The organism is Azonexus sp. MM2026_4 (assembly GCF_055901855.1).
The window spans coordinates 300,514-325,195 of record NZ_CM148380.1 but is presented as its reverse complement, the minus strand read 5'-3'; the positions used below and the strand labels follow the sequence as shown (position 1 = coordinate 325,195).

Annotated in this window: 20 protein-coding genes, 3 tRNA genes and 1 pseudogene; 15 read left to right on the top strand and 9 right to left on the bottom strand. The window is 63.0% G+C overall.

Going from position 1 to position 24,682, the window contains the following annotated elements:
- Window positions 1-21 precede the first annotated feature (21 nt).
- Together AC0KWY_RS01460 and dinB are read right to left on the bottom strand one after the other, a co-directional pair.
- On the bottom strand, window positions 22-891 hold the full coding sequence (locus AC0KWY_RS01460; RefSeq protein ID WP_474027884.1) for an EamA family transporter: 870 nt from the start codon (window positions 889-891) through the stop codon (window positions 22-24).
- A 52-nt stretch (window positions 892-943) separates the two neighbouring features.
- Complete coding sequence (gene dinB / locus AC0KWY_RS01455; RefSeq protein WP_474027883.1) at window positions 944-2,092, bottom strand: DNA polymerase IV; 1,149 nt, start codon at window positions 2,090-2,092, stop codon at window positions 944-946.
- 220 nt (window positions 2,093-2,312) lie between these two features.
- Between dinB and AC0KWY_RS01450 the strand changes: the two genes are divergently transcribed.
- Window positions 2,313-2,948: a hypothetical protein gene (locus AC0KWY_RS01450; protein ID WP_474027881.1), complete on the top strand. Its 636-nt coding sequence runs from the start codon at window positions 2,313-2,315 to the stop codon at window positions 2,946-2,948.
- 89 nt (window positions 2,949-3,037) lie between these two features.
- Entirely contained in the window at window positions 3,038-4,954 is a 1,917-nt protein-coding gene (locus AC0KWY_RS01445; RefSeq protein WP_474027880.1) for a B12-binding domain-containing radical SAM protein, read from the top strand.
- A 107-nt stretch (window positions 4,955-5,061) separates the two neighbouring features.
- Here the strand turns inward: AC0KWY_RS01445 and AC0KWY_RS01440 are convergent, their stop codons facing one another.
- Window positions 5,062-5,883 carry a hypothetical protein gene (locus AC0KWY_RS01440; protein WP_474027879.1) on the bottom strand — a complete coding sequence of 274 codons (822 nt, stop codon included), beginning with the start codon at window positions 5,881-5,883 and terminating at the stop codon, window positions 5,062-5,064.
- Window positions 5,884-5,903: 20 nt separating this feature from the next.
- Window positions 5,904-6,566, bottom strand: coding sequence for a tetratricopeptide repeat protein (locus AC0KWY_RS01435; RefSeq protein ID WP_474027878.1), 663 nt, complete (start codon window positions 6,564-6,566; stop codon window positions 5,904-5,906).
- Between the two features lie 320 nt (window positions 6,567-6,886).
- Here AC0KWY_RS01435 and AC0KWY_RS01430 point away from each other — a divergent pair, with 320 nt between their 5' ends.
- Window positions 6,887-8,473, top strand: a complete 1,587-nt coding sequence (locus AC0KWY_RS01430) for a diguanylate cyclase domain-containing protein (protein ID WP_474027877.1) — start codon at window positions 6,887-6,889, stop codon at window positions 8,471-8,473.
- A gap of 10 nt (window positions 8,474-8,483) precedes the next feature.
- Here AC0KWY_RS01430 and AC0KWY_RS01425 read toward each other — a convergent pair whose 3' ends face one another.
- Window positions 8,484-9,839, bottom strand: coding sequence for a sodium-dependent transporter (locus tag AC0KWY_RS01425; protein WP_474027876.1), 1,356 nt, complete (start codon window positions 9,837-9,839; stop codon window positions 8,484-8,486).
- A gap of 154 nt (window positions 9,840-9,993) precedes the next feature.
- On the opposite strand from AC0KWY_RS01425, the gene parC reads away from it, so the two are divergent.
- Window positions 9,994-12,393 carry a DNA topoisomerase IV subunit A gene (parC, locus tag AC0KWY_RS01420; RefSeq protein WP_474027875.1) on the top strand — a complete coding sequence of 800 codons (2,400 nt, stop codon included), beginning with the start codon at window positions 9,994-9,996 and terminating at the stop codon, window positions 12,391-12,393.
- A gap of 9 nt (window positions 12,394-12,402) precedes the next feature.
- On the opposite strand, the gene AC0KWY_RS01415 is transcribed toward parC, so the two are convergent.
- Both AC0KWY_RS01415 and AC0KWY_RS01410 read right to left on the bottom strand, forming a co-directional pair.
- On the bottom strand, window positions 12,403-13,506 hold the full coding sequence (locus AC0KWY_RS01415; protein WP_474027874.1) for a sugar phosphate nucleotidyltransferase: 1,104 nt from the start codon (window positions 13,504-13,506) through the stop codon (window positions 12,403-12,405).
- Between the two features lie 48 nt (window positions 13,507-13,554).
- A complete protein-coding gene (locus AC0KWY_RS01410) occupies window positions 13,555-14,736 on the bottom strand; it encodes a nucleotide sugar dehydrogenase (protein WP_474027873.1) in 1,182 nt (393 codons plus the stop codon).
- Window positions 14,737-15,026: 290 nt separating this feature from the next.
- Here AC0KWY_RS01410 and AC0KWY_RS01405 point away from each other — a divergent pair.
- The 5 genes from AC0KWY_RS01405 (at window position 15,027) to AC0KWY_RS01385 (ending at window position 18,044) form a co-directional block, all read left to right on the top strand.
- Window positions 15,027-15,102: transfer RNA gene (locus AC0KWY_RS01405), tRNA-Ala, on the top strand.
- Window positions 15,103-15,130: 28 nt separating this feature from the next.
- Window positions 15,131-15,206, top strand: a tRNA-Glu gene (locus AC0KWY_RS01400).
- Between the two features lie 167 nt (window positions 15,207-15,373).
- Entirely contained in the window at window positions 15,374-16,657 is a 1,284-nt protein-coding gene (locus AC0KWY_RS01395) for a M23 family metallopeptidase (protein ID WP_474027872.1), read from the top strand.
- A gap of 142 nt (window positions 16,658-16,799) precedes the next feature.
- Window positions 16,800-16,876 (top strand) — tRNA-Asp (locus AC0KWY_RS01390).
- 100 nt (window positions 16,877-16,976) lie between these two features.
- Complete coding sequence (locus AC0KWY_RS01385) at window positions 16,977-18,044, top strand: DUF6538 domain-containing protein (RefSeq protein ID WP_474027871.1); 1,068 nt, start codon at window positions 16,977-16,979, stop codon at window positions 18,042-18,044.
- Between the two features lie 12 nt (window positions 18,045-18,056).
- Here AC0KWY_RS01385 and AC0KWY_RS01380 read toward each other — a convergent pair.
- A pseudogene (locus AC0KWY_RS01380) lies at window positions 18,057-18,563 on the bottom strand (IS3 family transposase); the annotation flags it as partial.
- A 67-nt stretch (window positions 18,564-18,630) separates the two neighbouring features.
- Window positions 18,631-19,872, bottom strand: coding sequence for a group II intron reverse transcriptase/maturase (gene ltrA / locus AC0KWY_RS01375; protein WP_474027870.1), 1,242 nt, complete (start codon window positions 19,870-19,872; stop codon window positions 18,631-18,633).
- Between the two features lie 381 nt (window positions 19,873-20,253).
- Here ltrA and AC0KWY_RS01370 point away from each other — a divergent pair, with 381 nt between their 5' ends.
- The 6 genes from AC0KWY_RS01370 to fliQ all read left to right on the top strand — a co-directional run bounded on the left by AC0KWY_RS01370 (window position 20,254) and on the right by fliQ (window position 24,675).
- Complete coding sequence (locus tag AC0KWY_RS01370) at window positions 20,254-20,622, top strand: transposase (protein WP_474027869.1); 369 nt, start codon at window positions 20,254-20,256, stop codon at window positions 20,620-20,622.
- Window positions 20,619-20,948: an IS66 family insertion sequence element accessory protein TnpB gene (gene tnpB, locus AC0KWY_RS01365; protein ID WP_474027868.1), complete on the top strand. Its 330-nt coding sequence runs from the start codon at window positions 20,619-20,621 to the stop codon at window positions 20,946-20,948. The genes AC0KWY_RS01370 and tnpB overlap by 4 nt, the downstream gene beginning before the upstream one ends.
- Before the next feature lie 62 nt (window positions 20,949-21,010).
- A complete protein-coding gene (tnpC, locus tag AC0KWY_RS01360) occupies window positions 21,011-22,534 on the top strand; it encodes an IS66 family transposase (RefSeq protein WP_474027867.1) in 1,524 nt (507 codons plus the stop codon).
- Between the two features lie 162 nt (window positions 22,535-22,696).
- Complete coding sequence (locus AC0KWY_RS01355; protein WP_474027866.1) at window positions 22,697-22,963, top strand: hypothetical protein; 267 nt, start codon at window positions 22,697-22,699, stop codon at window positions 22,961-22,963.
- 42 nt (window positions 22,964-23,005) lie between these two features.
- The gene (locus AC0KWY_RS01350) at window positions 23,006-24,178 is read left to right on the top strand and encodes a tetratricopeptide repeat protein (protein WP_474027865.1); all 1,173 of its coding nucleotides are present in this window, start codon (window positions 23,006-23,008) and stop codon (window positions 24,176-24,178) included.
- 230 nt (window positions 24,179-24,408) lie between these two features.
- Window positions 24,409-24,675, top strand: coding sequence for a flagellar biosynthesis protein FliQ (fliQ, locus tag AC0KWY_RS01345; RefSeq protein WP_474027864.1), 267 nt, complete (start codon window positions 24,409-24,411; stop codon window positions 24,673-24,675).
- The last annotated feature ends 7 nt before the right edge of the window (window positions 24,676-24,682 follow it).

Sequence of the window (24,682 nt, the reverse complement as noted above, 5' to 3'; positions counted from 1 at the left end):
TGATGTCCCTCAAATCCGGGATCAGCCAGCGGCCAACGGCAACGAGCGCCGGCCGCAGCGGTTGATCGCCAGCGACAGCAGGATGACGCTGCCACCGAGCGCGATCTTGGCGAGGTCGGCGTCGCGGTTCCAGATCAGCAGGTTGACCAAGAGGCCGAGCGGCACGTGCAGCTCGTTCATCACCGCCAGCGTGCCGGCATCGACGCGGGTGCTGCCCTTGACCCACCAGAACATGCCGAGCGCCGTGGCGAACAGGCCCATCCACAGCAGCACGCCCCACTGCATCGCCGTCACCGGCAGCTTGTCCGGGTTGCCGAAAAGCAGGAAGGACGGCAGCACGAGGACCAGCGCGCCGAGGAAGAAATGGCCGAAGAAGCGGTACAGCGGCAGTTCGACCGGGTGGCGCAGCAGCAGGTGGCGGCACAGCACCTGGCCGGCGGCGAAGGTCGCGTTGGCGATCTGCAGCAGCACGAAGCCCCACAGGAATTCGCCGGCCAGCGGCTGCCAGCGGATCAGAATGCCGCCACCGACGGCGACCGCGGCAGCGAACAACGCCCAGCGGTTGAAGCGGCGTTCGAGCGCGTCCTCGATCAGGGTCACGTAGATCGGCGTCAGCACCGTGAACAGCAGCACTTCCGGCACCGTCAGCACGCTGAAGCTGCGGTACAGGCAGAGGTAGGTGATGCCGAACTGGAGCGCCCCGGCCAGCCAGAAACCGGCCGCCAGCCGCGCCGGCAGGCCGCGCCAGACGGTGAACGGGAGGAACACCAGCGCCGCCACGGCGACCCGGGCGAGCACCGCGAAATCGCTGTCGACCTGGCCGGCGAGATACTGACCGATCAGGCTGAAGGAAAACGACCAGATCAGGTTGACGATGAGCAGGTAGGACATGAGAACGGCCGGCGGCAAAAGCGCGAATGATAAAGGCTGGCGACGGTCGCCGTTAAAAGAGTTGCAGCTCGGCCTGCAGCGCCACCGGTGCCGGCTTTGCCGCCGGCAGCTGCAGCCCGGCGGCGCGCACGCCGAGCAGGCGGATGCGCTTGCCCAGCGCGATGCGCTTCAGGCACTGCCCGGCCGCCTTGCGGATCGCCTGGGCGTCGGCCAGCGGTTCGGCCAGCGTCAGGTCGCGGGTGACCGTGCTGAAATCGGCGAAGCGCAGCTTGATGCCGATCGTCCGCGCCACCAGGCCCTTGCGCGCGAGGTCGTCGGCGACCCGGGCGCACAGCCCGGTGAAGGCCTCGGACAGCGCCGCGCGGTCGAGGCCGACGTCGAGGTCGCGCTCGAAGGTACTCTCGCGGCTGACCGACTTGGGATCGCGTTCGGTCACCAACGGCCGCTCGTCGATGCCGCGGGCGGCGCGCCACAGCCAGCTACCGGTGCTGGCGCCGAAGCGGCGCACCAGTTCGCTCTCGGCCACCGCCGCCAGATGGCCGACCGTGTCGACGCCCATCGCGCGCAGCCGTTCGGCCGCTTTCGGGCCGATGCCGTTGATCTTGCGCGCCGCCAGCGGCCAGATCCGCGTCGGCACGTCGTCGTGGCCGAGGATGGTGATGCCGTCGGGCTTATCGAGGTCGGAGGCGATCTTGGCCAGCAGCTTGTTCGGGGTGATGCCGATCGAACAGCTCAGCCCGGTCGCCGCGAATACCGCCTGCTTGATCCGCCGGGCCAGCGGCAGGCTGTCCTCGGCGATGCCGCTCAGGTCGATGTAGATCTCGTCGATGCCGCGGTCCTCGATCACCGGCGCGACGCTCGCCACCGCCGCCTTGAAACGCCGCGAGTAGTCGCGATAGGCGTCGAAGTTGGCCGGCAGCAGGATGGCGTCGGGCGCCAGTTGCGCCGCCTTCATCAGCCCCATCCCGGAAAACACGCCGAGCGCCCGTGCCTCGTAGGTCGAGGTGGTGATCACGCCGCGCCCGACATAATCGCGCAGGCGGGCGAAACGCAGGCTGCCGTCGGCCTGCTCGACCGGCCGGTCAACGCGACGGCCGCCGACGACCACCGGCTGGCCGCGCAGCATCGGGTAATGCTGGAGTTCAACCGAGGCGAAAAAGGCGTCCATGTCGAGATGGGCGATGCGGCGACAACTGTTCATATCCACAGTATAAATCGCGAAACGCCGCTCGCGCCAGCCTTCCGCTTATCCCCGAAATCTGTGGATAAGTCTGTGGAAGCACACTGGGCGGGCAATCTAGCCGACTGACGGATAAGCGATTTTGTTACGTCGCTCATTTTTTGCGCACTCGCCGCCAATGGCGTACAGTATAGGTATGTCTGGATCGTTGATCCGGGCCACTGTTATCGCTGAGGTCATCATGTCAACCACCATCAGTTCCAGCACCACGAGCCAGGACACCTACCGCAGCCAGCTCTCCGGCAACCGCACCGACCGCTCGATGAATTCCCTGACCAGCAGTCTGAAAGCCGCCGAGAAAATGGCCACCGCCATCGGCGCCGACACCAGCGGACTGAAAAGCGCGCTGCAGCAGGTTTCCGGCACGACGTCGACCGCCGCCGGCAGTTCGACGAAAGTCTCGCTGAGTAGCGAAGGCGTCGCCCGCCAGCAAGCGGAAAGCACCGGCAGCACGTCGTCCGCGGCAACGACCGCACGCTCTGAACGGCGCCAGTTCGCTTCGGTCGACGAAGCGATCGCCTACGGCACGGCGCGTGCCGCGGCGCAGAAGGGCAGCAGCACGGTCGATACCAGCGAAAAAACCTCGGCAGCGGGCAGCACCACGCGCCGCCAGTTCGCCTCGGTGGACGAAGCCATCGCCTACGGTACCACCCGCGCCGCCGAGCAATCGGGTCGCAGCAACCAGACCACGAGCCAGACCGAGCCGACCACCAATAGCAGCGGCCGCCGTCAGTTTGCCTCGACCGACGAGGCGATCGCCTACGGCACGCAACGCGCACTCGAGCAGTACAACAAGCAGAAAACTGCCCTCGGCTAGGTCAGCGCCAAACGCAATCAGCACCGACACGGGGCGGCCGGTGGGCCGCCCCGTGTCGTTTACCGGCGGCAGCGGGTAAACTGCCGGCGATGACCGCCCTGCCCGCCCGCCCCCGCCTGCTGTCGCTGATCCCGCCGCTGACGCAACTGAACACGCCCTACCCGGCGACGGCCTACCTGACGGGCTTCCTGCGTTCGCGCGGCTTCCACGCCACGCAGGCCGACCTGGCCCTGGCCACCGTCCTCGAACTGCTGTCGCCGGCCGGCCTGGAACAGTTGCGGGCGGCGGCGGAAGCGCTGCCGCGCAAGCAGCGCTCGCCGACGATCAAGACCTTCCTCAACCAGTTCGAGCGCTACCGCGTCGCCACCGGACCGGCGCTGGCGCTGCTGCAGGGGCGTGACGGCTCGCTGGCGCACCGCATCTGCACACGCGCCTTCCTGCCTGAAGGGCCACGTTTCTCGGCGCTCGACCACTACGTCGACGACGGCAGCGGCGACCCGCTCGGCTGGGCCTTCGGCGCGCTCGGCATCCAGGACCGCGCCCGCCATCTGGCGACGCTCTTCCTCAACGACCTCGCCGACGTCATCCGCGAAGCCGCCGACCCGCGCTTCGAATTCGTCCGCTACGCCGAATCGCTGGCCCAGAGCCAGCCCAGTTTCGAGCCGCTGGCGCAGGCGCTGGCGGCGCCGCCGACGCTGGTCGATACAACGCTGACCCGACTGGCGCTGGCCACGGTCGAACTTGAAAATCCGGACATTCTGCTGCTCTCGGTGCCCTTCCCCGGCTCGGTCTATGCCGCCTTCCGTATCGCCCAGGCGGTGAAGGCGAATTACCCGCAGATCGTCATCGTCCTCGGCGGCGGCTGGGTCAACACCGAGTTGCGCGAACTGGCCGAACCGCGTGTCTTCGATTACGTCGACTACATCACGCTTGATGACGGCGAAGCACCGCTACTGGCGCTGATCGAACATCTAGCCGGGCAACGGCCGCGCCTCAACCTGCTGCGCACCTTCACCCGCGTCGACGGCGCCGTGCGCTGGTTCACCAGCGGCGAACCGGATATTCCTTTCGAGGCGGTCGGTACGCCGACCTGGGACGGCCTGCCGCTCGACCGTTACCTGTCGCTGCTCGACATGCTCAATCCGATGCACCGGCTGTGGTCGGACGGCCACTGGAACAAGCTGACCGTCGCCCACGGCTGCTACTGGAAGAAGTGCAGTTTCTGCGACGTCAGCCTCGACTACATCTCGCGCTTCGAGGCGGCCAACGCCAGCACGCTGGTCGACCGCATCGAGCGCATCGTCGACGAGACCGGCCACAGCGGCTTCCATTTCGTCGACGAAGCAGCACCGCCAAAGGCGCTGCGCGCGCTGGCCGAGGAACTGCAGCGGCGCAATCTGGCCATTTCCTGGTGGGGCAACGTCCGCTTCGAGAAGTCGTTCACGCCCGAACTCTGCCTGCAACTCGCCGACAGCGGCTGCATCGCCATTTCCGGCGGCCTGGAGGTCGCTTCCGACCGCCTGCTCGGGCTGATGAAGAAAGGCGTCTCGGTCGACCAGGTGGCACGCGTCACCCGTGCCTTCACGGACGCCGGCATCCTGGTCCATGCCTACCTGATGTACGGCTTCCCGACGCAGACCGTGCAGGACACGGTCGATGCGCTGGAGTACGTGCGCCAGTTGTTCGCCGAAGGCTGCATTCAATCCGGTTTTTTCCACCGCTTCGCGTGCACCGTGCATTCGCCGGTCGGGCGCCATCCGGCGGACTACGGCATCACGCTCAAGCCGCAGCCATTCAAGGGCTTCGCCAGGAACGACGTCGCCTTCGTCGACCCGACCGGTGTTGATCACGCCAGCCTCGGCCGGGGATTGAACAAGGCGCTCTACAACTACATGCACGGCATCTGCGTGGACGACGACATCCGCCGCTGGTTCGACGAGCGCGTGCCCAAACCACGGGTCAAGCGGGATTTCATCGCCCGCGCTCTGGGCGCCGTAAACGGCTGAACGCCGGTCGCTTCCGGATCGGGAAGCGCCGGCGTCCGGCGATGCGGGATGGGAGACGTTGGTGGCGTGGTTTCGAGGATCGCCCGACCGTCGCGCCCTGCAACTGCCTAGTTGACCTGCAGGCTGCCGCCGCGCCCCAAGCCACCGTCGACACTCTGCGCCTTGTAGTTGCGCAGGCCGATCACCATCTTGTTGTAGGCGTCGGAAAATGCCGCCACCGTCGCCTTGCCTTCCGGCGTCTGCGAGAAGCCGCCGAGGCCACCGGCCGCCCGACTACCGAAAGCCCCCAGCGCGGCGCCGAAATTGCTCGCCGTCGCGTTGCCTTCCGCAGCCGCCAACTGGACGCCGGAGCGGATGTCGTACAGGGTCAGCGTAACGACGGAAACCTTGCTTTCCACCCCCGCCGCGATGATCGAGCCACCGTGGCCGATCATGCCGCCCAGCGCGCCGGCAACGCGACCGGCCGGCGATTCGTCGATGACGATCGACGGCTCCATGAAGTAGTCGGCGGCAACCCGCTGCCCTTTCTGCTGGTTGGAACCGACGCGGAATTCGCCGGAATTGCGCTGCTTGTCGGTAATCGACGAAATCTTGCTCTCCGTCCGGTTGTTGCCGATCGAGGTCAGCACGAAGCAGTTAGATTGCTGCACCGCCAGCCGGATCAGCGGATCGATCCGGGTCACCTTGGTGGCGCGACCGAAGCTGCCATACCATTCCTTGCCGCGGCCGTCGTCGAAGGCGAGCGTGCCCAGTGGCTTGGCGCAACGCTCCAGGCCGGCATTGGCACCGGCGCTGGTGGCGCCGCTGGCCGCCCCGCTGACTGCAGTGGCGTCAGGCGACCCGGTACTCACCTTGCCGCCGGCGCAGGCGACGAGCATGCACGACAGCGACGACAGGACCAGGATCGAAAGCAACTTTTGTTTGAACATTTTCAGGACTCCTGCAAGACTCAATAACGATGGGATCTGGGAACTTGGCGCTCGTGCCAGCGATCGTCATCGCGCCATTGCCACTGGTATTCGTACATGCCCAGCCAGAAATTCCGGGATTGCTCGCGCTGGATATCCTTCCAGCGCTGGTAGGCCACTTCGCTCTGCTTGGCCTTTTGCGCATCGACCAGCAGCTTGGCGGCTTCCTTGTCGCCGCGCCCGGCGGCCGCCTGCAACCATTTTTCCGCTTCCGCCGGATCGGAACCCATTTCCTCCAGGCCGCTCAGGTACAGACGACCGACTGCCGTCTGCGCCGGCAGATAGCCGCGCGATGCTGCGTTGCGCATCCACTCCAGCGCCCGATGACTGTCCTGGCTAAGGCCATCGCCGCGAAAATAGCGTAGTCCGAGATCGTAGGCCGCGCGCGGATCCGCCTCGGCCAAGGCAACGAGTTCGGCATATCGGCGCTCCATCGCCGGGTCGCGATTGACCTGGGGACTGAAGGTCACCGTATCCCGCGCTCGCTCGGAACAACCGCTTTCGTCGCAAATCCTGATGGTCTGCGGTGCATCCTGCGCATGTACCGAAAGAACAATCAGACCCAGCAAAAATGGAAACAACCCAACTCTCGGCATCACACCCTCCACAACCGCCAAAAGAGAAAGCCTCAATAAACTTGACATTCAGATATGCCAAAGCGCTTGGATTATCCGCCCCGGAATACCGAACAGCAAGCAGGTAATGGGCATTTTTACCAATCGTTTCAAACCCATCGAAATGATCGCAGCGATCAACCTTGCTGCGCCTTTCATGCCAAAGGAAACGCAGTGAAAACTCGTCGCGGGGGAGCTCACCGGGAGCAGCGTTTGAACGTCGCTACGACAGGAAGATAAGCTGGCGGCGGAATCTTCGAGATTCAGGCGAATATTGCATTTATGAAACTTTTCAAAAATGCAGCATCTCGCGTAAGCTAGGCAGCGCAACGTCCTTGCCCATAGACCCCATGAAACTCAGCGTCATCCCCAGCAGTCTGACCAGCCGCCTGATCCTGCTCGGCATCGCCATGCTGCTGATCGGCGCGCTGGGACGCACCGTGCTGCTCAGCGATTACCTGCGCGACGACTTGCAGAAGCAGACGGCCGACCAGTTGCTGGCGATCGCCAACTACGTCGCCCAGGACATCGAGCGCGATCTCGTCGACCGCGACCGCCTGCTCGAACGGGTCGCCGGCAACCTGGGCGACGCAACGAGCCTGGCCGGCAGGCGTGCCCTGCTCGCCCAGGGCCAGAACCTGAATCCACTGTTCTCGCACGGCATGCTGCTGGTCGATCGGCAGGGTCTGGTCAGCCTCGACTACCCTCCGCTTCCCGGCCGCAGCGGCAGTTCGCTCGCCGACCGCGCCTATTTCCGGACGGCGTTGGCCGGGAAAGCCAGTATCGGCCGGCCTTTCATCGACGATCCGGCGACTGGCGCCATTCTGCCGATGGCGGTGCCGGTGCGTAACGCAGACAACGTGGTGACGGCTGTCCTGGTCGGTTATTCGGCGCTGCATTCGGCCAATTTCATGGCTTCCCTCTACGCCACGCGGATCGGCAACAGCGGCGGCCTGCTCCTGGTTTCGCCGGAACACCGGCTGTTCGTCGCCGCCTCGGACGAAGGCAAGCTGCTCCGCCCGACCCCGACCGACGGCGCCAACCCGATGCACGACCGGGCGATGCGCGGCTTCCGCGGCACCGGCATCACGGTCAACGCCGCCGGCATCGAGGAAATCGCCGCCACCGCCTCGGTGCCCAGCGGCAACTGGTTCGTCGTCGCCCGCCTGCCAACCGAGGAAGCATTTGCGCCGCTGGAGCGATTGCGCGGATTCATCGTGAAGAATACGGCGATCATCCTGCCGGTCTTCATCGTTTTCATGGTCATCGTCATGCGCAGCATGCTGCGTCCGCTGATGGAAACCGCGCGCCGCGCCGACCTGATGACGCTCGGCGAAATCCCGCTGGCGACGCTGCCGGTAGCGCGCAAGGACGAAGTCGGTCATCTCACCGGCGCCTTCAACCGAATGCTCAGCAAGCTGCTCGAAAGCCGCGCCGAACTCGCCCACATGGCGCATCACGACCCGCTCACCGGCCTGCCCAACCGCAAGCTGCTCGCCGACCGGATGACGCTGGCGCTGGCCCGCGCGCAACGCAACCGGACCCGGATCGCCATCCTGTTTCTCGACCTCGACGGTTTCAAACCGATCAACGACCGTTTCGGGCACGAAGCCGGCGATCAGGCACTCGGCGAAGTCGCCCGCCGCCTGAGCGGCATGCTCCGTCAGGAAGACACGCTGGCGCGCATCGGCGGCGACGAATTCGTGATCCTGCTCTCCGATCTAGCCGGCAATGCCGAGCATGTCGTCGCCAAGGTCGCCGAGAAATGCCTGAGCATTTTCGAGCCGGATTTCGTCATCGGCGGCCAAAGCTGCCGGCTCTCCACCTCGATCGGCATCGCCCTCGGCGATGCCGACGGCGACCAGTTGCTGATCGCCGCCGACCAGGCGATGTACCGCGCCAAGGAACAGGGGCGCGGCCGCTACTGCTGGTCGTGAACCTTCCGGCTCAGCCGAGAATGCCGATGACGTTGAGGAAGATCAGGACGATCGCCACTGGCGAAACGTAACGGACCACGCCGTACCAGAGGCGGAAAGCACCGCCGCGAAGACCGACTTCCTCCTCGACATGGGCGCGCTTCATCGTCCAGGCGGCAAACAGCGCGATCAGCAGGCCGGCCAGCGGCATCATGATCTTGGTGGTCAGCGTGTCGAGCAGGTCGAACAGGCCGAGCCCGAACAGGCTGAAAGCGCTCCATTCGTTGAACGAGAGGGCGACGGCAACGCCGAGCAGCCAGACGCCGGATGACAGCAGCGCCACCGCCGCCTTGCGCCCGAGCTCGAAACGCTCGACCAGCAGCGTGACCCCCGGTTCGAGCAGCGAAATCGCCGAAGTCCAGGCGGCGAAGACGACCAGCACGAAGAACACCAGGCCGACGATCTGGCCGCCGGGCATCTGCGAGAAGGCCAGCGGCAGGGTCTGCAGCAGCAGGCCGGGACCGGCGGCCGGTTCCAGCCCCTGGGCAAAGACGATGGCGAAGATCGACAGGCCGGCGAGCAGCGCGACGCCGGTGTCGGCGGCGGCAATCGCCAGGCAGGTACGCGGGATCGACACCTCTCGGCCAAGGTAGGAACCGTAGGTGATGATCGCCCCCATGCCCAGGCTGAGCGTGAAGAAGGCGTGGCCCATGGCGGCGAACAGCACGCCGCGATTGATCGCCGACGGGTCGAAATGGAACAGGAAACGGAAGGCTGCCGGCAGGTCGGCGGCCAGCGCGCCGTAGCCGACCAGGAAGACGAGGATGGCGAACAGCGCCGGCATCATGATCTTGTTGGCGCGCTCGATGCCGCTGGTCACACCGCCGAGGACCACCGCCGCGGTCAGCGCCATGAACACCGTATGCCAGAAGATCAGCCGCCCGGGGCTGGCCAGCAAGGCACTGAAAGCTTCGGCAAAGGCTTCCTTGGGCTGTACCGCGAAACCGGAAGCGGCTTGCCAGGTGTATTCCAGCACCCAGCCGGCAACCACGCTATAAAACGAAAGGATCAGGAAGGCGCCGACGATGCCGATATGGCCGATCGCCTGCCACCAGCGGGTAGCGCCGGCCTCGTCGGCGAGCACCCGCATCGTCGTCACCGGGTTGCCCTGCCCCCGCCGGCCGAGCAGGGTTTCGGCCATCAGCAGCGGCACGCCGATGGCGAGGATGCAGGCCAGATAGACCAGCACGAAGGCGCTGCCGCCGTTGCTGCCGGTCATGTAGGGGAATTTCCAGATATTGCCGAGACCGACCGCCGAGCCGACGGTGACCAGGAAGAAGGCCCAGCGATTGGACCAGTGGGCGCGCGGCCCTTGCGAGGTAGTCATGATGCCGTCCCGAATTTTGAGGGGCGCGATTCTACGCGCAGCGACGCGCGGCCAAACTTGGGGATTTCACTTAGACCGGATCCCGCAGCGTAGCGCCACGCAGCGGGCGCGCGTGATACATTCGCCCCCGACCGGAATCCCTGCAGTCGCCACCATGAACGACCAATTCGACCTCTTCTCCCAAGCCCCCGCCGTGCCGGACGAAACCCCCGTCAGCCAGCCCGAACCGCCTGCTGCCGCCATCGTCGTGGAAGCAACGGAGGCCGCCCCGCCGGCCAGCGACGCCGCCGGCCAGCCGCCGCTGCCGCCGGCCGCCCAGGGCCCGGCCGAGGACATTCCGCCGCCCGCCGACTACGCCGCCCGCCGCTACCTCGAATACGCGATGAGCGTGGTCACCGGCCGCGCCCTGCCGGCCAACGCCGACGGCCAGAAGCCGGTGCAGCGGCGCATCCTCTACGCGATGCACCGCATGGGCCTGTACAAGAGCCCGAAGCACGTCAAATCGGCGCGCGTCGTCGGCGATGTGATCGGTAAATATCACCCACACGGCGACTCGTCGGTGTACGACGCGATGGTGCGCATGGCGCAGGACTGGAGCCTGCGCTACCCGGTGGTCGACGGCCAGGGCAACTTCGGCTCGCGCGACGGCGACAACGCCGCCGCCATGCGCTACACCGAAGCCCGGCTGACGCCGATTGCCGAACTGCTGCTCGGCGAACTCGACGAAGGCACCGTCGACTGGAAACCGAACTACGACGGCGTCAACGACGAACCCTGCCTGCTGCCGGCCCGCCTGCCCTTCTGCCTGCTGAACGGCGCTTCCGGCATCGCCGTCGGCATGGCCACCGAAATCCCCGCCCACAACCTGCGCGAAGTCGCCGCCGCTGCCGTCGCGCTGATCCGCGACCCGCAAACCAGCGAGGACGAAGTCCTGCGCCTGGTGCCCGGCCCCGACTACCCGGGCGGCGCGCAGATCATCTCGAGCCCCGAGGAAATCGCCGCCACCTACCGGAGCGGTCGCGGCAGCCTGCGCGTGCGCGCCAAGTGGAAGATCGAAGCGCTGGCGCGCGGCCAGTGGCGCCTGGTCGTCACCGAACTGCCGCCGGGCGTGTCCACCGCCACCGTGATGTCCGAGATCGAAGCCTGCTCCAACCCGGTGGCCAAGGAAAAGGCCGGCAAGAAGGTATTCACCCCGGAACAGCTCAACCTGAAAGCGGCCTTCCTGTCCGCCATCGGCGAAAGCGGCGTGCGCGACGAATCGGGCAAGGAACACGACGTTCGCCTGGTCATCGAGCCGGCCAGCTCGCGCCAGGGCCAGGACGACCTGGTCCGCCTGCTGCTCGCCCACACCAGCCTGGAAACCAACGCCTCGATCAACCTGACGCTGCTCGGCCTGACCGGCGCGCCGCGCCAGGGCACGCTCTACGACATGATCGCCGAATGGTGCCGCTTCCGGCTGAGCACCGTCGAGCGGCGCACCCGCCACCGGCTGGCCGCCGCCGAACGGCGCATCCACATCCTCGAAGGCCGGCAGGCGATCCTGCTCGACATCGACCGCGTGATCAAGGTGATCCGCGAATCGGACGCCCCCAAGGCCGACCTGATCGCCGCCTTCAAGCTGTCCGAGATCCAGGCCGAGGACATCCTGGAAATTCGCCTGCGCCAGCTGGCCCGCCTCGAAGGCATCAAGATCGCTGATGAACTGGCCAAGCTGCGCGAGGAAGCCGCCGGCCTCAACAAGCTGCTCGACTCCGAAAGCGCGCTGCGCGACTGCGTCGCCGCCGAGATCGAAGCCGACGCCAAGAAGTACGGCGACGACCGCCGCACCCTGATCGAAGCCGCCGAACGGGTCACGCTGTCCGACGCCAAGAACGTCTCGATCCCCGACGAGCCGACCACGCTGATCGTCTCCCGGCATGGCTGGCTGCGCTCGCGCAGCGGCCACAACATCGATCCGGCGCAACTGACTTTCCGCTCCGGCGACAGCCTGCTCGCCTGCCTGCCCTGCCGCACCGTCGACCACCTGATCCTGCTCGACACGCGCGGCCGCGCCTACTCGATTTCCGCCGCCGACCTGCCCGGCGGTAAGGGCGACGGCGTTCCCGCCACCTCGCTCGCCGACTTCCAGGACGGCGGCAAGCTGGTGCTCGCCCTGGCCGTCTCGGCCGACAAGACCTACCTGGTTGCCGGCGAAGGCGGCTACGGCTTCCGCGTCAAGGGCGAGGACCTGCTGTCTCGCGGCAAGGCCGGCAAGGCCTTCCTGACGCTCGACGACGGCGAAGCGCCGGCCATCTTCCAGCCCGCCCCGGCCGACGGCGACATCGCGGTATTCACCAAGGACGGTCGCGCCCTGGTCTTCCCGCTCGAGGAACTCCGCCTGCTCGGCAAAGGACGCGGTCTCAAGCTGATCGACGCGGCGCCCGGCAAAACGGCATTGGAAACCATTGAGCCGGTAGTCGACGGCGTCGCCGGCAAGCTCAAGGGCGAACGCCTGGACAACTGCCGTGGCAACCGCGGCGGCAAGGGCAAGCCGCTGCGCGCGACGCGCAAGTAAGGCACCGCCTCAGCCGCGCGCGTCGCCCCAGCGGTAGGGCGAATCGTCCTCGCCCAGGTAGTGCGCAACGCCATCGCGGCCGACGCAGTATTGCGGCGAGACGATCATCTCGCGCAGGTGCTGCGTGTCGCCGATGCGCGTGTATTCGAAGACGATGCAACGCTCGATGCGCGTTCCCGAGCGGATGTGGCTACCGTGCCCGATCCACGCCGGACCGATGATCGAGACGCCGGGATCGATGCGCACGTTGGACCCGAGGTAGACCGGCCCGACCAGCTTCGCACTCTCCCAGGCCACCGAGGTATTGAGGCCGACCCAGACCCCGGGCGCAACTTCCTCGCCCGGCATCTCCATCTGCTCGACCTCGCCGCGCAGCACGCGCTGCGAAACCTCCCAGTAATCGCTCAAGCGGCCGATGTCGATCCAGTTGAAAGGACGCTGCTGGGCGTAGAAGGGCAAGCCGCGCTCGACCAGCAGCGGGAACAGTTCGCTGCCGATGTCGAAGGGCAAGCCGGGCGGAATCAGGTCGAGCACCGCCGGCTCGAAGAGATAGATGCCGGTGCTGGCCAGGCGCGACTTCGCCTCGGCGGGTTTCGGCTTTTCCTGGAAGGAGAGCACCCGCCCGCTCTCGTCGGCGACCACGACGCCGTAGTTCGGCACCTCGGCCAGCGGCACTTCCAGCGTCACCACGCTGGCCAGCGCGCCCTTCTCCTGATGTTCGTGCAGCGCCGCCGCGATATCGAGATCGACCAGCGCGTCGCCGCAGATGACCAGCGTCGTCTCGTCGAAAAAGCCGCCGAAGTCCTGGATCCTGCGCATGCCGCCGGCCGAGCCCATGGCCTTGGGAACGATTTCCCCGTGTTCGCGGGCGCCTTCGAACGAGTAGCCGAGATTGACGCCCCAGCGCCGGCCGTCGCCGAAGTAGTTTTCGATCTTGCGATGGTTGAAGGCGACGTTCACCATGATGTCGCGCACGCCGTGGCGCGCCATGTGCTCGATCAGGTATTCCATGACCGGCTTGCCGAGGATCGGCACCATCGGTTTCGGCATCGACTTGGTCAGCGGACGCACCCGCGTCCCCTGCCCCGCCGCCAGAATCATTCCCTTGGCCATTGCTGTCTGCTTCCTCCGTCATGCCCGGGCTGGCGGCCGGGCGATCGCTCAATCGCCACCGAACAGGTCGCGGGTATATACCTTGGCCGCCACATCGCGGATTTCATCGCTCATCCGGTTGGCGACGATGAGGTCGGCTTGCTGCTTGAAGGCAGCGAGGTCGCGGACGACGCGCGAGCGGTAGAACTCGTCGTCGCTCAGGCCGGGCTCGAAGACCACCACCTCGATGCCGCGCGCCTTCAGCCGCTTCATGATTCCCTGGATGCTGGAAGCGCGGAAATTGTCGGAGCCGCTCTTCATCACCAGACGATAGATGCCGACCACCCGCGGATTCCTGCGGATGATGTCGAAGGCGACAAAATCCTTGCGCGTCGTGTTGGCATCGACGATGGCGCGGATCAGGTTCTGCGGCACCTCGCGGTAATTGGCGAGTAGTTGCCGGGTGTCCTTGGGCAGGCAGTAACCGCCGTAGCCGAAGGACGGATTGTTGTAATGGCTGCCGATGCGCGGGTCGAGGCAGACGCCTTCGATGATCTGCCGCGTGTCGAGACCGTGCGTCGCGGCGTAGGTATCGAGTTCGTTGAAGTAGGCGACCCGCATCGCCAGATAGGTGTTGGAGAAGAGCTTGACCGCCTCGGCCTCGGTGCTCTCGGTGTAAAGCACCGGAACCTCCGGCTTCAGTGCCCCCTGCTTGAGCAGACCGGCAAACGCCTCGCCGCGCGGACTGCGCTCGCCGACGATGATGCGCGACGGGTGCAGGTTGTCGTACAGGGCCCGCCCCTCGCGCAGGAACTCCGGCGAGAACAGGATCTGCGCCTCGCGCCCGAGGGCCAGGGTGAAGGCCTCGCGTACCTTGCGCGTATAGCCGACGGGGACGGTCAACTTGATCACCATCACGGCATCGGGGTTGATGGCGACGACGTCGCGGATCACCGCCTCGACCGAAGCGGTATTGAAACAATTGCTCTCCGGATCGTAGTCGGTCGGCGTCGCGATGATGACGTAGGCGGCCCCCGCGTAGGCATCGTGCTTGTCCAGCGTGGCGCGCAGGTTCAGCGGCTGATCGGCGAAATGGGCCTCGATGTCGGGATCGGCGATCGGCGACTGGCGCCGGTTGATCATGTCGACCTTCTCGGCAACGATATCGAGCGCGACCACCTCGTTGTGCCGCGCCAGGAGCACGGCGTTGGACAGTCCGACATAACCGGTCCCGGCAATGGCGATTTTCATGCTGGCTCGCTTTGCAATGTTTTTCCTCGAACCTGCCGGCTGGCAGGATGGCAATCAGCGTAGCGAGCGGATGTTGCAGCTAGATGATGGCGCCACTGCAATGAAATTGCCCAGCCCCTACCCAAGCCCGAAAAAGCTGTGCTATAGTTCGCGCCGCGCTGGAGACAGCAACCGGGCAGCAGAAAAATCAAAGCGCCAATACGGTTCGCCGCTCCAGACCAGGTTTTGTTGTAATTCCGGTTCGCGCTGTTCTGGCGTATTGGAAATTGATTCGGCTGTCTCTCTGAACTGGGGGTATAGCTCAGCTGGGAGAGCGCTTGCATGGCATGCAAGAGGTCAGCGGTTCGATCCCGCTTACCTCCACCAGGCACCGAATCACTACAAATCAGTCCGGGTCCCCATCGTCTAGAGGCCTAGGACACCGCCCTTTCACGGCGGTAACCGGGGTTCGAATCCCCGTGGGGACGCCAAGATCAGGCCAAGCACCTGATTCAGGACTATGCTCAGGCACCTTCCATCCGGATGCCGAAAAGAGCCACTTTTCTCAAATCAACGCCAGCGGGCATGACTCGCCGCCAGTGATTTGCGCTCGATTCCGGGATTCCGTGTATCGCACGACGCGAGAAAGTGACAAGCAATGATCCGCCGCTCCCGCGCCCTGACGCGCACGACCGCAGGCCTCACCGCAATGGCCGCCCTGCTCGGCTGGCTGCTCTGGCCGCCCAGTTCACCCAAGCCAGCCCCCGCAGTTAGCGCTGCCGCTCCGGCCACCACGACAACAGCCCCCCAGGCACCGGGGCAGCCCATCAAACTCGGCAACGGCGACACGATGGTCGCCGCCTTGCTGCGCCACGACATCCCGTCCGACGCGGCCTACGAGATTACCGCCGCTCTTGAAGCCGCTGGCGCCAACCTGCGGCACTTGCGGCCGGGCGACAGTTTCCGGTTGCACCGCAGCGACGACGGCCGGCCGAGCATGCTCGTCCATGCACCAAATGCCTGGCTACGCTTCAAGGCGATCAACCGCGACGGGCGCTGGAAAGTCGAACGCAATGAAATCAAACCGGAAATCCGCGTCGAAATGCGCCAGGGTGAAGTCAAGAGCTCGCTCTGGGACGCCGTCGAAAGTGGCGCCATCGCCCCCTCGGCGCTGCTCGACCTGGTGCAGATTTTCGAATCCGAGTTCGACTTCACCGCCGACACGCAGCCCGGCGACCGCTTCCGTATCCTGGTCGAAACGCGCTACGCCGATGGCGCGCCGGTCGATTTCGGGCGCATCCTGGCCGCCCAATACATCAGCGGGGAACAGACGCTGACCGGCATCGGCTTTGCCGCCCCGGGCAGCAACTCTGAAAGGCTGAGCTATTACGACCCGGAAGGCAATTCGCTGAAAAAGATGTTCCTGCGCTCGCCACTGGAGTTCTCGCGCATCAGTTCCGGCTTCACCTATCGCCGCCCGCACCCGGTGCTCGGTGGTGTCAGACCGCATCTGGCGATCGATTACGCGGCACCGAGCGGCACCCCGGTGTGGGCGGTGGCCGATGGCGTGGTGACCTTTGCCGGCCGCAGCGGCGGCAACGGTATTCAGGTTAGTGTGCGCCACCGTGCCGGCTACGAAACCTACTACAACCACCTGTCGCGGCTCGGCAAGGGAATCCGCCGCGGCACGCGGGTCGAGCAGAAGCAGGTCATCGGCCAGGTCGGTTCGACCGGAATCTCGACCGGCCCACATCTCGACTACCGGGTGAAACACGGCGACGACTTCGTCAATCCCCTGAACGAGAAATTCCTCCCCGGCAAGAAGATCGACCCTGCCCATCGTCCGCAATTCAATGAACAGGCCCGCGCCCTGCTTGCGCGACTGGAGCAGGAGCAAACACTGCAACTGACCATCGATCGCAGTTGGCAAGGGAAGCTCTGAGGCACAGCGCCAGAAAATCCAAAAAGTGCCTTGCGCGCTCCGCCCGAGTTCTCTATAATGCGCGGCTTCGGTTGCTGCACGGCGTATCCGAGCCGAAGCCCGGTTTCAGAACCGGCGCATACAGCAAGCCAAGGTTTAGCGCGGAGTGGTAGTTCAGTTGGTTAGAATACCGGCCTGTCACGCCGGGGGTCGCGGGTTCGAGTCCCGTCCACTCCGCCAACATATTCCCAAGTGACTGATTATATTGATATAATCAGTCACCATGGCGAGTAAAAGGGTACAAAGGCAGGCTACAAAGTTCAGTCAGAAGGGACTGGACATGCCACCCTACATGACCCTCAGGAACCATACCTACTATTTCCGGCAGAGCGTCCCGCCAGAGCTGCGCTCGCTCATCGGCAAGCGGGAAATCAAGAAGTCTTTGGGTCGCAATTACCCGGCAGCCGTCAGCCTTTGCAAGAAATTTGCCGTCGAGGCCGACAAGGCCATCTGTGATGCTCGCGCCCAATTCGACAGCATCCCTGTCGATCCCTTCTCCTCCGAGGGAATTCGCCGTACCCGACCGGTTCCCCTGACTGAAGTCACCCCAGAACTCGAAACCCAGTTCGGCAACCTGATTCGCAACGCGCTGCTCGAAACCGATCGGAACAAACGGATTGCGGGCATGGATGCTGAGGAATTTGCCGAGTACGGAACGCACATTGACCAAGCGATCGCCACTCTGCGCAAGCAGTTGGCAATGGGCAACGTCGCGCCAGTGCTCGAGGATTCCAGAATCATCCTGATCGGCCGGGGTTACAACCCGATTTTCTCCGCGGACAGTTGGCGAAAAATCGCCTACACCCTGACCCAGGCATTCCTGGAGGCCTACGAAGGCATCAAGAAACGCCAGGAAGGCGCTGTCGTGGCTGAAACCAGCATGGATATCCTGCCCAGCCAGTTCATCGTCCAGAACACCCGTAAAACCGCACCCGGCGCGGGAAGCGAAATCACCTGGCAAACGTTGTACGACGTCTGGGAAAAAGAGTGCGAGCGCCGACAGAGCACCAAGGACGCCTATCTTGCAGCGATGACGCTGTTCGCCGAATTCAGCCGCAAGGCCCCGCCCCAAACCACGCGCGACGATGCCCTGGCATTCCGCGATTTCCTGCGGGACATCAAAGCCCTCTCCCCCCGGCACGATAGCCAACAAGCTCGGCTTCATCGGCACGTTGTTCAACGCCGGGCGAAATACCGCTCGCCTGGCCACTCATCTACCAGAGAACCCCTTTGCGGATATCACGGTGAAAAACGGGCCAAACGCGGCAGTGGTGACAATAAGCGCCTGCCCAAGGCGGGCCTCCTGAACTACGTCAGTCTCTGCACTGAATCGCCCCGGGTTTCGTAGAGGCTCCGTGGTTTAAGTACAGGCGTGATCGGCCTGTTGGGTGAGTTGCCAATAATACCGTTGCTCAGCCTCGGCGGGCGTGATGTATCCGATGGGCTCCAACAGCCGCTGGTGGTTGAACCAGGTCACCCATTCGAGGGTGGCCAGCTCCAGCGACTCCACCGTTTTCCAGGGCGCCCGCCGATGGATCAGTTCGGCCTTGTACAGGCCGTTAATGGTTTCCGCCAAGGCGTTGTCGTAGCTGTCGCCCTTACTGCCGACAGAAGGTTCGATGCCGGCTTCGGCCAGTCGCTCGGTGTAGCGAATGGAAACATACTGCGATCCCCGGTCGGAATAATGGATCAGGGCGTCATCCCCTTCAGGCTGGCGGGCGTAGAGCGCCTGCTCCAAGGCGTCGAGGACGAAATCGGTTCGCATCGACCGGCTGACCCGCCAACCGACAATGCGGCGTGCAAAGACGTCGATGACGAAGGCAACATAGACGAATCCCTGCCAGGTCGAGACGTAGGGGTGAGTAGACCGCAGGAATTTCACCTGCGGCCCCTCGCAGAACCGGACGTGAGCCTCTCGACTCATCCGGCTCCCATCATCCAGCCTTTGGCACACATCCCAGTTTCCAATGCCAGAAGGCTTCTGGAAACTTCAGCGCAAGTCGCCCGAGGGCTTGCCGGGCTCGCGTTTTATGCCGAGCCAGACGTTTGTACTTGCGCATCAGCCAGCGCGTCAGATAGTCATTCAGGTGCTTCCACACGGCGGACATCGCCGACTCGTAGAATCGGCCGTAATACTGATGCCAGCCACGGAGTATCGGATTGAACATGGCCGATAGGTCAGCCAGGCTCTTGTCACACTTCAGTTGAAGATGCCACCCGCGTATCGTCTGTCGCATTACCTTGAGGGCCTCACGGCTGACTGCAGGTGTGAAATTCACATAGACCCGACCATACTTATCGACTGCTTTGCGCGGACGGAAGGTATAGCCAAGAAAGGTGAATTGCACACATTGGAAATCTCCCTGCCGATTGATGTCCTTGCAGTACACGATCCGGGTTTTATCGGGATGCAATTCAAGTCCGCACTGACGAAACCGCTCACCAATCTTCTCCAAGGCAAACTTGGCCTGCGCCAGACTCCGACAGTGCATAACACCGTCATCGGCATAGCGGCAGAAGCGCACGCTCCGAAGATGACGACCTATCCAGATATCGAACGCATAGTGCAGAAAGAGATTGGCCAGCAAAGGACTGACGACACCTCCTTGCGGGGTGCCCTTCGTCCTTTCCACCAAATCGCCGTCCCGCATTTGCATTGGCGCAGTTAGCCAACGCTCGACGTACAGTAAGACCCATGGCGTCTGGCAGTGCTTTCTGAGCGCACGCATCAGCAGTTCGTGGTCGATGTTGTCAAACAAACCTTTGATATCGAACTCAACCACCCAGTCGTATTCCCAGCTTCGCCGCCGCACCATGGCAATCGCATCGTGCGCCGAGCGCCCGGGACGACAGCCGTACGAGTTGGCATGAAAGACCGGATCAATGACTGGTTCAAGCAGTTGCTTGACCACCGTTTGCGCCACCCTGTCCGACACCGTTGGCACACCCAGCATGCGCACCCCGCCAGATTTCTTCGGGATGGGCACACCTTTCACCGGCGGCGGAAAGTAGCTCCCGGAACACATGCGATTCCAGAGCTTGTACAGGTTGTTGCTCAGATTTTCCTCGAATTGCCCGATGGATTCCTGATCGATTCCTGCTGATCCTCCATTTGCTTTCACACTCAAATAGGCTTCCCAGACAAGCGCCTTGGGAATGTCGTAAGGCTTGGTCATTGAGCGACGCTCCTCCCGCTTTCGCGGTTGACGTCACACAATGCCGGGATGACGCAGCCCCTTCGCTCCACCACCATTACAGCGGCTTCAACACTACTACGAGCTGCTCCGTCCCTTGGTGGCGCATCGCCACTATCGGCCTCGCCTTTTGAGCTTGTGCCTTTCGCTTCACATCGCCACCGAAGGTTCCCGCAGTTCAACGTAAGAGCCCGAATCAGGCTGACGCTGCCTCTATGCCGGACATCGCTTGGCCCGTAAGCAGGTAACGGCCAAACTGATCGCGGGGCAACATCACTGTAAGCGCCCGGCAAACCCATCTGTAAATTGACGCGTTAGACCGCGAAGATCGTGTCCCCTTAAAAACGATGGTGGACACTTTCGATGGAAATCCAGAAGCCAAGTCGGCGCCGGCGGCATCATCCGGAGGAATTCAAACTGGCGGTGATTGAGGCGTGCTGCGAACCTGGCGCCTCGGTCGCCGGCATTGCCATGGCCAATGGCGTTAACGCCAATCAGGTCCGCCGCTGGATGCGTGAGCGCGGTATCGAACCACCGACGCGACGCGTAGCGATGCCTGTGCTCGAAGCGACGCCGGCACCGGCTTTCGTGCAATTGCCGATGGCCCCGGCCATGCCGACATTGGGCGATATCCGAATCGAAGTCCGCCGGGGCAATACCGCGATCAAGGTCGAATGGCCGGTCCAAGCGTCCGGCGATTGCGCCGCCTGGTTGCTCGACTGGCTGCGATGATCCGGGTTGATGCCTTGTGGCTGTCGACCCGGCCGCTGGACATGCGGGCAGGAACGGAAACGGTCCTGGCCCAGGTCGTACGGATCTTCGGCGAGGCGCAGCCGCACCATGCCTATCTCTTTGCCAATCGACGCGGCACCCGGTTGAAGGTGCTGGTGCATGATGGCTACGGTGTCTGGCTGGCCAACCGGCGACTGAACCAGGGGCGGTTTCAGCTTCGGCCGGGCGATGGCAGCGTCGCTCTGACCCGGGGGCAATTCGATGCGCTGATTCTCGGCCTGCCCTGGGAACGTCTGGCCGATGGCGGGGTGATTCGAGTTCTTTGACCGTCCACCATTGGGGAAGTCCACGATAGTCAGTTCGCCTTGCGGACGGCATGATGTCGGCCATGACCTTGCCCGCCAACCTCGATCAACTGACCGCCGACGAACTGCGCGAACTGGTGCGCCAGCAAGCGGCAGCCATCACGCACAAGGATCGGGAACTGAACTGGCGTAAGGTCAAGATCGACAAGCTGACGCATGAGGTGGCGTACTACAAGCGCCACTACTTCGGCATCAAGGCCGAACGCCTGCCGGTTGAACAAGGGCAACTGTTTGAAGAAACCCTCGCCGCCGACATGGCGGCGATCACCGAAGAACTTGAGCAGCTTTCCGAATCGAAACCGAAGGGCCAGGCCAAGCGCCAGCCCTTGCCGCCGGAACTGCCGCGCACCGAAATCCGCCACGAACCGGACTCGACCACCTGTACCTGCGGCTGCCAGATGCAACGCATCGGCGAAGATATCGCCGAGAAGCTGGACTACACGCCCGGCACCTTTACGGTCGAACGCCACATCCGCGGCAAATGGGCCTGCAAACAATGTGAAACGCTGATCCAGGCCCCGGTGCCCGCCCATGTGATCGACAAGGGGATCCCGACCACCGGCTTGCTCGCGCATGTGTTGATTGCCAAGTACCTGGATCACCTGCCGCTGTATCGTCAGGAAGGGATCTTCGGCCGGGCCGGTCTGCCGATTCCGCAATCGACCCTGGCCGAGTGGGTCGGCCAGATGGGCGTCACCCTGCAACCCCTGGTCGATGCCCTGAAGGTCGAGATGCTGACCTACCCGGTACTGCATGCCGACGAAACCCCGGTGGCGATGCTCGACCCCGGCGCCGGCAAGACGCATCGGGCCTACCTGTGGTCCTACAGCATCGGCGCCTTCGAGCCGATCAAGGCCGTCATCTACGATTTCGCCGACAGCCGGGCCGGTAAGCATGCCCAGGAATTCCTCGATACCTGGCGCGGCACACTCGTCTGCGACGACTACGCGGGCTACAAGGCGCTGATCGCCGATGGCGTGACCGAAGCGGGTTGCATGGCGCATGCGCGCCGCAAATTCTTCGAACTGCACGCCAGCAACCAAAGCCAGATCGCCGAACAGGCGCTGGTCTACATCCAGCGGCTCTACCAGGTGGAGCGGGAAGTTGCCGAATTGAGCCCTGACGAACGGCAACGAATCCGTCAGGCGCAGGCCAAACCGATTCTCGATGAATTTCACGATTGGCTGACCCGGCACCGATGCCAGGTACCCAACGGCTCATCGACGGCCAAAGCGATGGATTACAGCCTCAAACGCTGGACGGCGCTCGTCTATTACATCGACGACGGTCAGGTGCCGATCGACAACAACTGGATCGAGAACCGCATCCGCCCGATTGCCACGGGCCGGAAGAACTGGCTATTTGCCGGTAGTCTGCGTGCTGGCAAGCGGGCTGCCGCCATCATGAGCCTGATCCAGTCCGCCAAGCTCAATGGCCACGATCCCTTCCTCTACCTGAAAGACATCCTGTCTCGCCTGCCAACCCAGCCCAACAGCCGGATCGGCGAATTGCTCCCGCATCGCTGGCTGCCAGAATCCGCTGCCTGAGTCAGAAATCAAGCTGGGTTTGCCGGTGGCTTACGGCTGTGCCGGTTTCGGATTCTTCTATTTGCGCAAGATCATCAAGACGCGTGGCCAAGGACTGGAAGGACGCCATGAACCAATTTGCCATCCTCTACGCCGAACGCTTTGAAGCGGCCCGCGGATAAAATGACCACCGACTTTTCCACCGTGCCAAGCGCCAACGGTCTGAACGGACCTTCGGCCCCCGTCACCGTGGAAACGTCTACTCACGCCTCACACACAGAAATTCTGCCCCCGCCCCGGCTTGAACAGGCCGTCCACGCCCTGGCACTTTTCACCAACACGCAGCAGCAGGACCTTGGTCTTGCCACCGTCGCCAGCACCTTGTCCGACGTGATCAGCGGAATGCCGTTATCAACTAGCGCAATCTCATGGAAATTGCAAAAAACATAAGGATAACTTAGTCTGCCGTGCTTAATATTTTCAGGAACAAAAATGCCAAAGGGTTCGGAACAAGCCTCCTACAAAGACACCTTAAGTGACCGCCTTACCAGGCTAGAAATCTATCTTGAAGAAGACCCTGACAATCTCAATCTCCTGGCAGAAATCGGCGACTTGGCACTAGAGTGCGGAGCAATACCTAAGGCCCGAAGCATCATTCAGCGTGCATTGGAGTTGCGGCCTGATGATCCGTATTTTTCCCTACGCCTCTCCTCTGTCGCGATCGCTGAAGCCAACTATGGTGAAGCGCTGGCTATTACCGAACATCGACCACTTTCCGACCACACCGATCCGGCGGTCAGATACAACCGAGCAATCGCCCAAATCGGCCTAGGCACTTATCTCGAGGCCAAGGAAATTCTGATTGGGCTCCACACGGAACTGCAGTACTACCAACAGGTTGTCCGCCTCTTGATCCGTGTTCATCATTATCTTGGCGAACTTTCAGAAGCAGTGGCTCTAGCCAGTGACTATGTGAATCGCCACCCTGAAGCAAGCGACATAGCCGGCATGCTGAGTTTGCTCTATTGCGACTGCGACGACCTCGCATCAGCAGATAAATGGGCGACCCATGCCCTGAAAGCGAATCCAAACAACCTTGATGCATTGCTTGCAGCAGGCAACATCGCGCTTGGATCTGAAGACAGCAAAATAGCCAAAGACATGTTGCACAGAGCAATCGCTGTCCAAGCGACGAATGGGCGCGCATGGGCATCACTAGGCTTAGCCGACCTACTCGATCTCGATATCGATGCAGCCCACGTTAAGCTGCTGCAAGCCGTCAAATATATGCCACAACATATTGGCACCTGGCATATCCTCGCCTGGATTCAGTTGCTGAAAAATGACATTGATGGCGCAGAGGAGAGTTTTAATCAGGCACTAGCACTGGATGAAAATTTTGGCGAAACCCATGGCGGCCTTGCTACCGTTGCAGCAGCACGTGGCAACTTCGATGACGCGGAACGGCTCATCAAAGTTGCCCGCCGCTTGAATCCCAATGCCATGTCTGCTCACTACGCACAAGCTTTAAGGCTACAACGACAGGGAAGCAGCGATGTCGCCGAACGCCTCATCAAATCAGCCCTAAGTCAAGGCAAAGCCCCCTTGGGAGGCAATCTTCTCGACATGGCCAAACGTGTCACAAACCCTCACCGCCGCAAGTAACCCTTCATACCCGAGCAGATTTCAGAGCGTGGCTGCGACGCCATGCATAACAGCTAAACATAAGCACACCTCTCACGATATATTGACACTGATGATAGCCTATCGGTATAGTTTTATCGCATATGATAGAAGCAGTTCGCATGTATGAACTATTGAAAAAAATTTCTTCAATGACTCATCAAATCATGCGAAATATATAGAAAAAACCAGTAGGACTAGGGAGGTAGCAAGTGACAGGGGACGCTGCGCTGCAGTTAGTTTCGCGCATGCTTTGGACCGGTGCGCTGGTTGTGGCGCCACTACTGATCATTACTATGATCGTCGGCATCTTCGTCAGCATCTTTCAGGTGGTGACGCAAATCCAAGAAGTCTCGCTTTCCTTCATTCCAAAAATACTGACAGTCGTCTTCGTCCTCACACTGTTCGGACCTTGGATGCTGAAGAAGCTCGTCAGTTACTCGGCAACGCTCATCGCCAGCATTCCCTCCTATCTTTGACGATGAC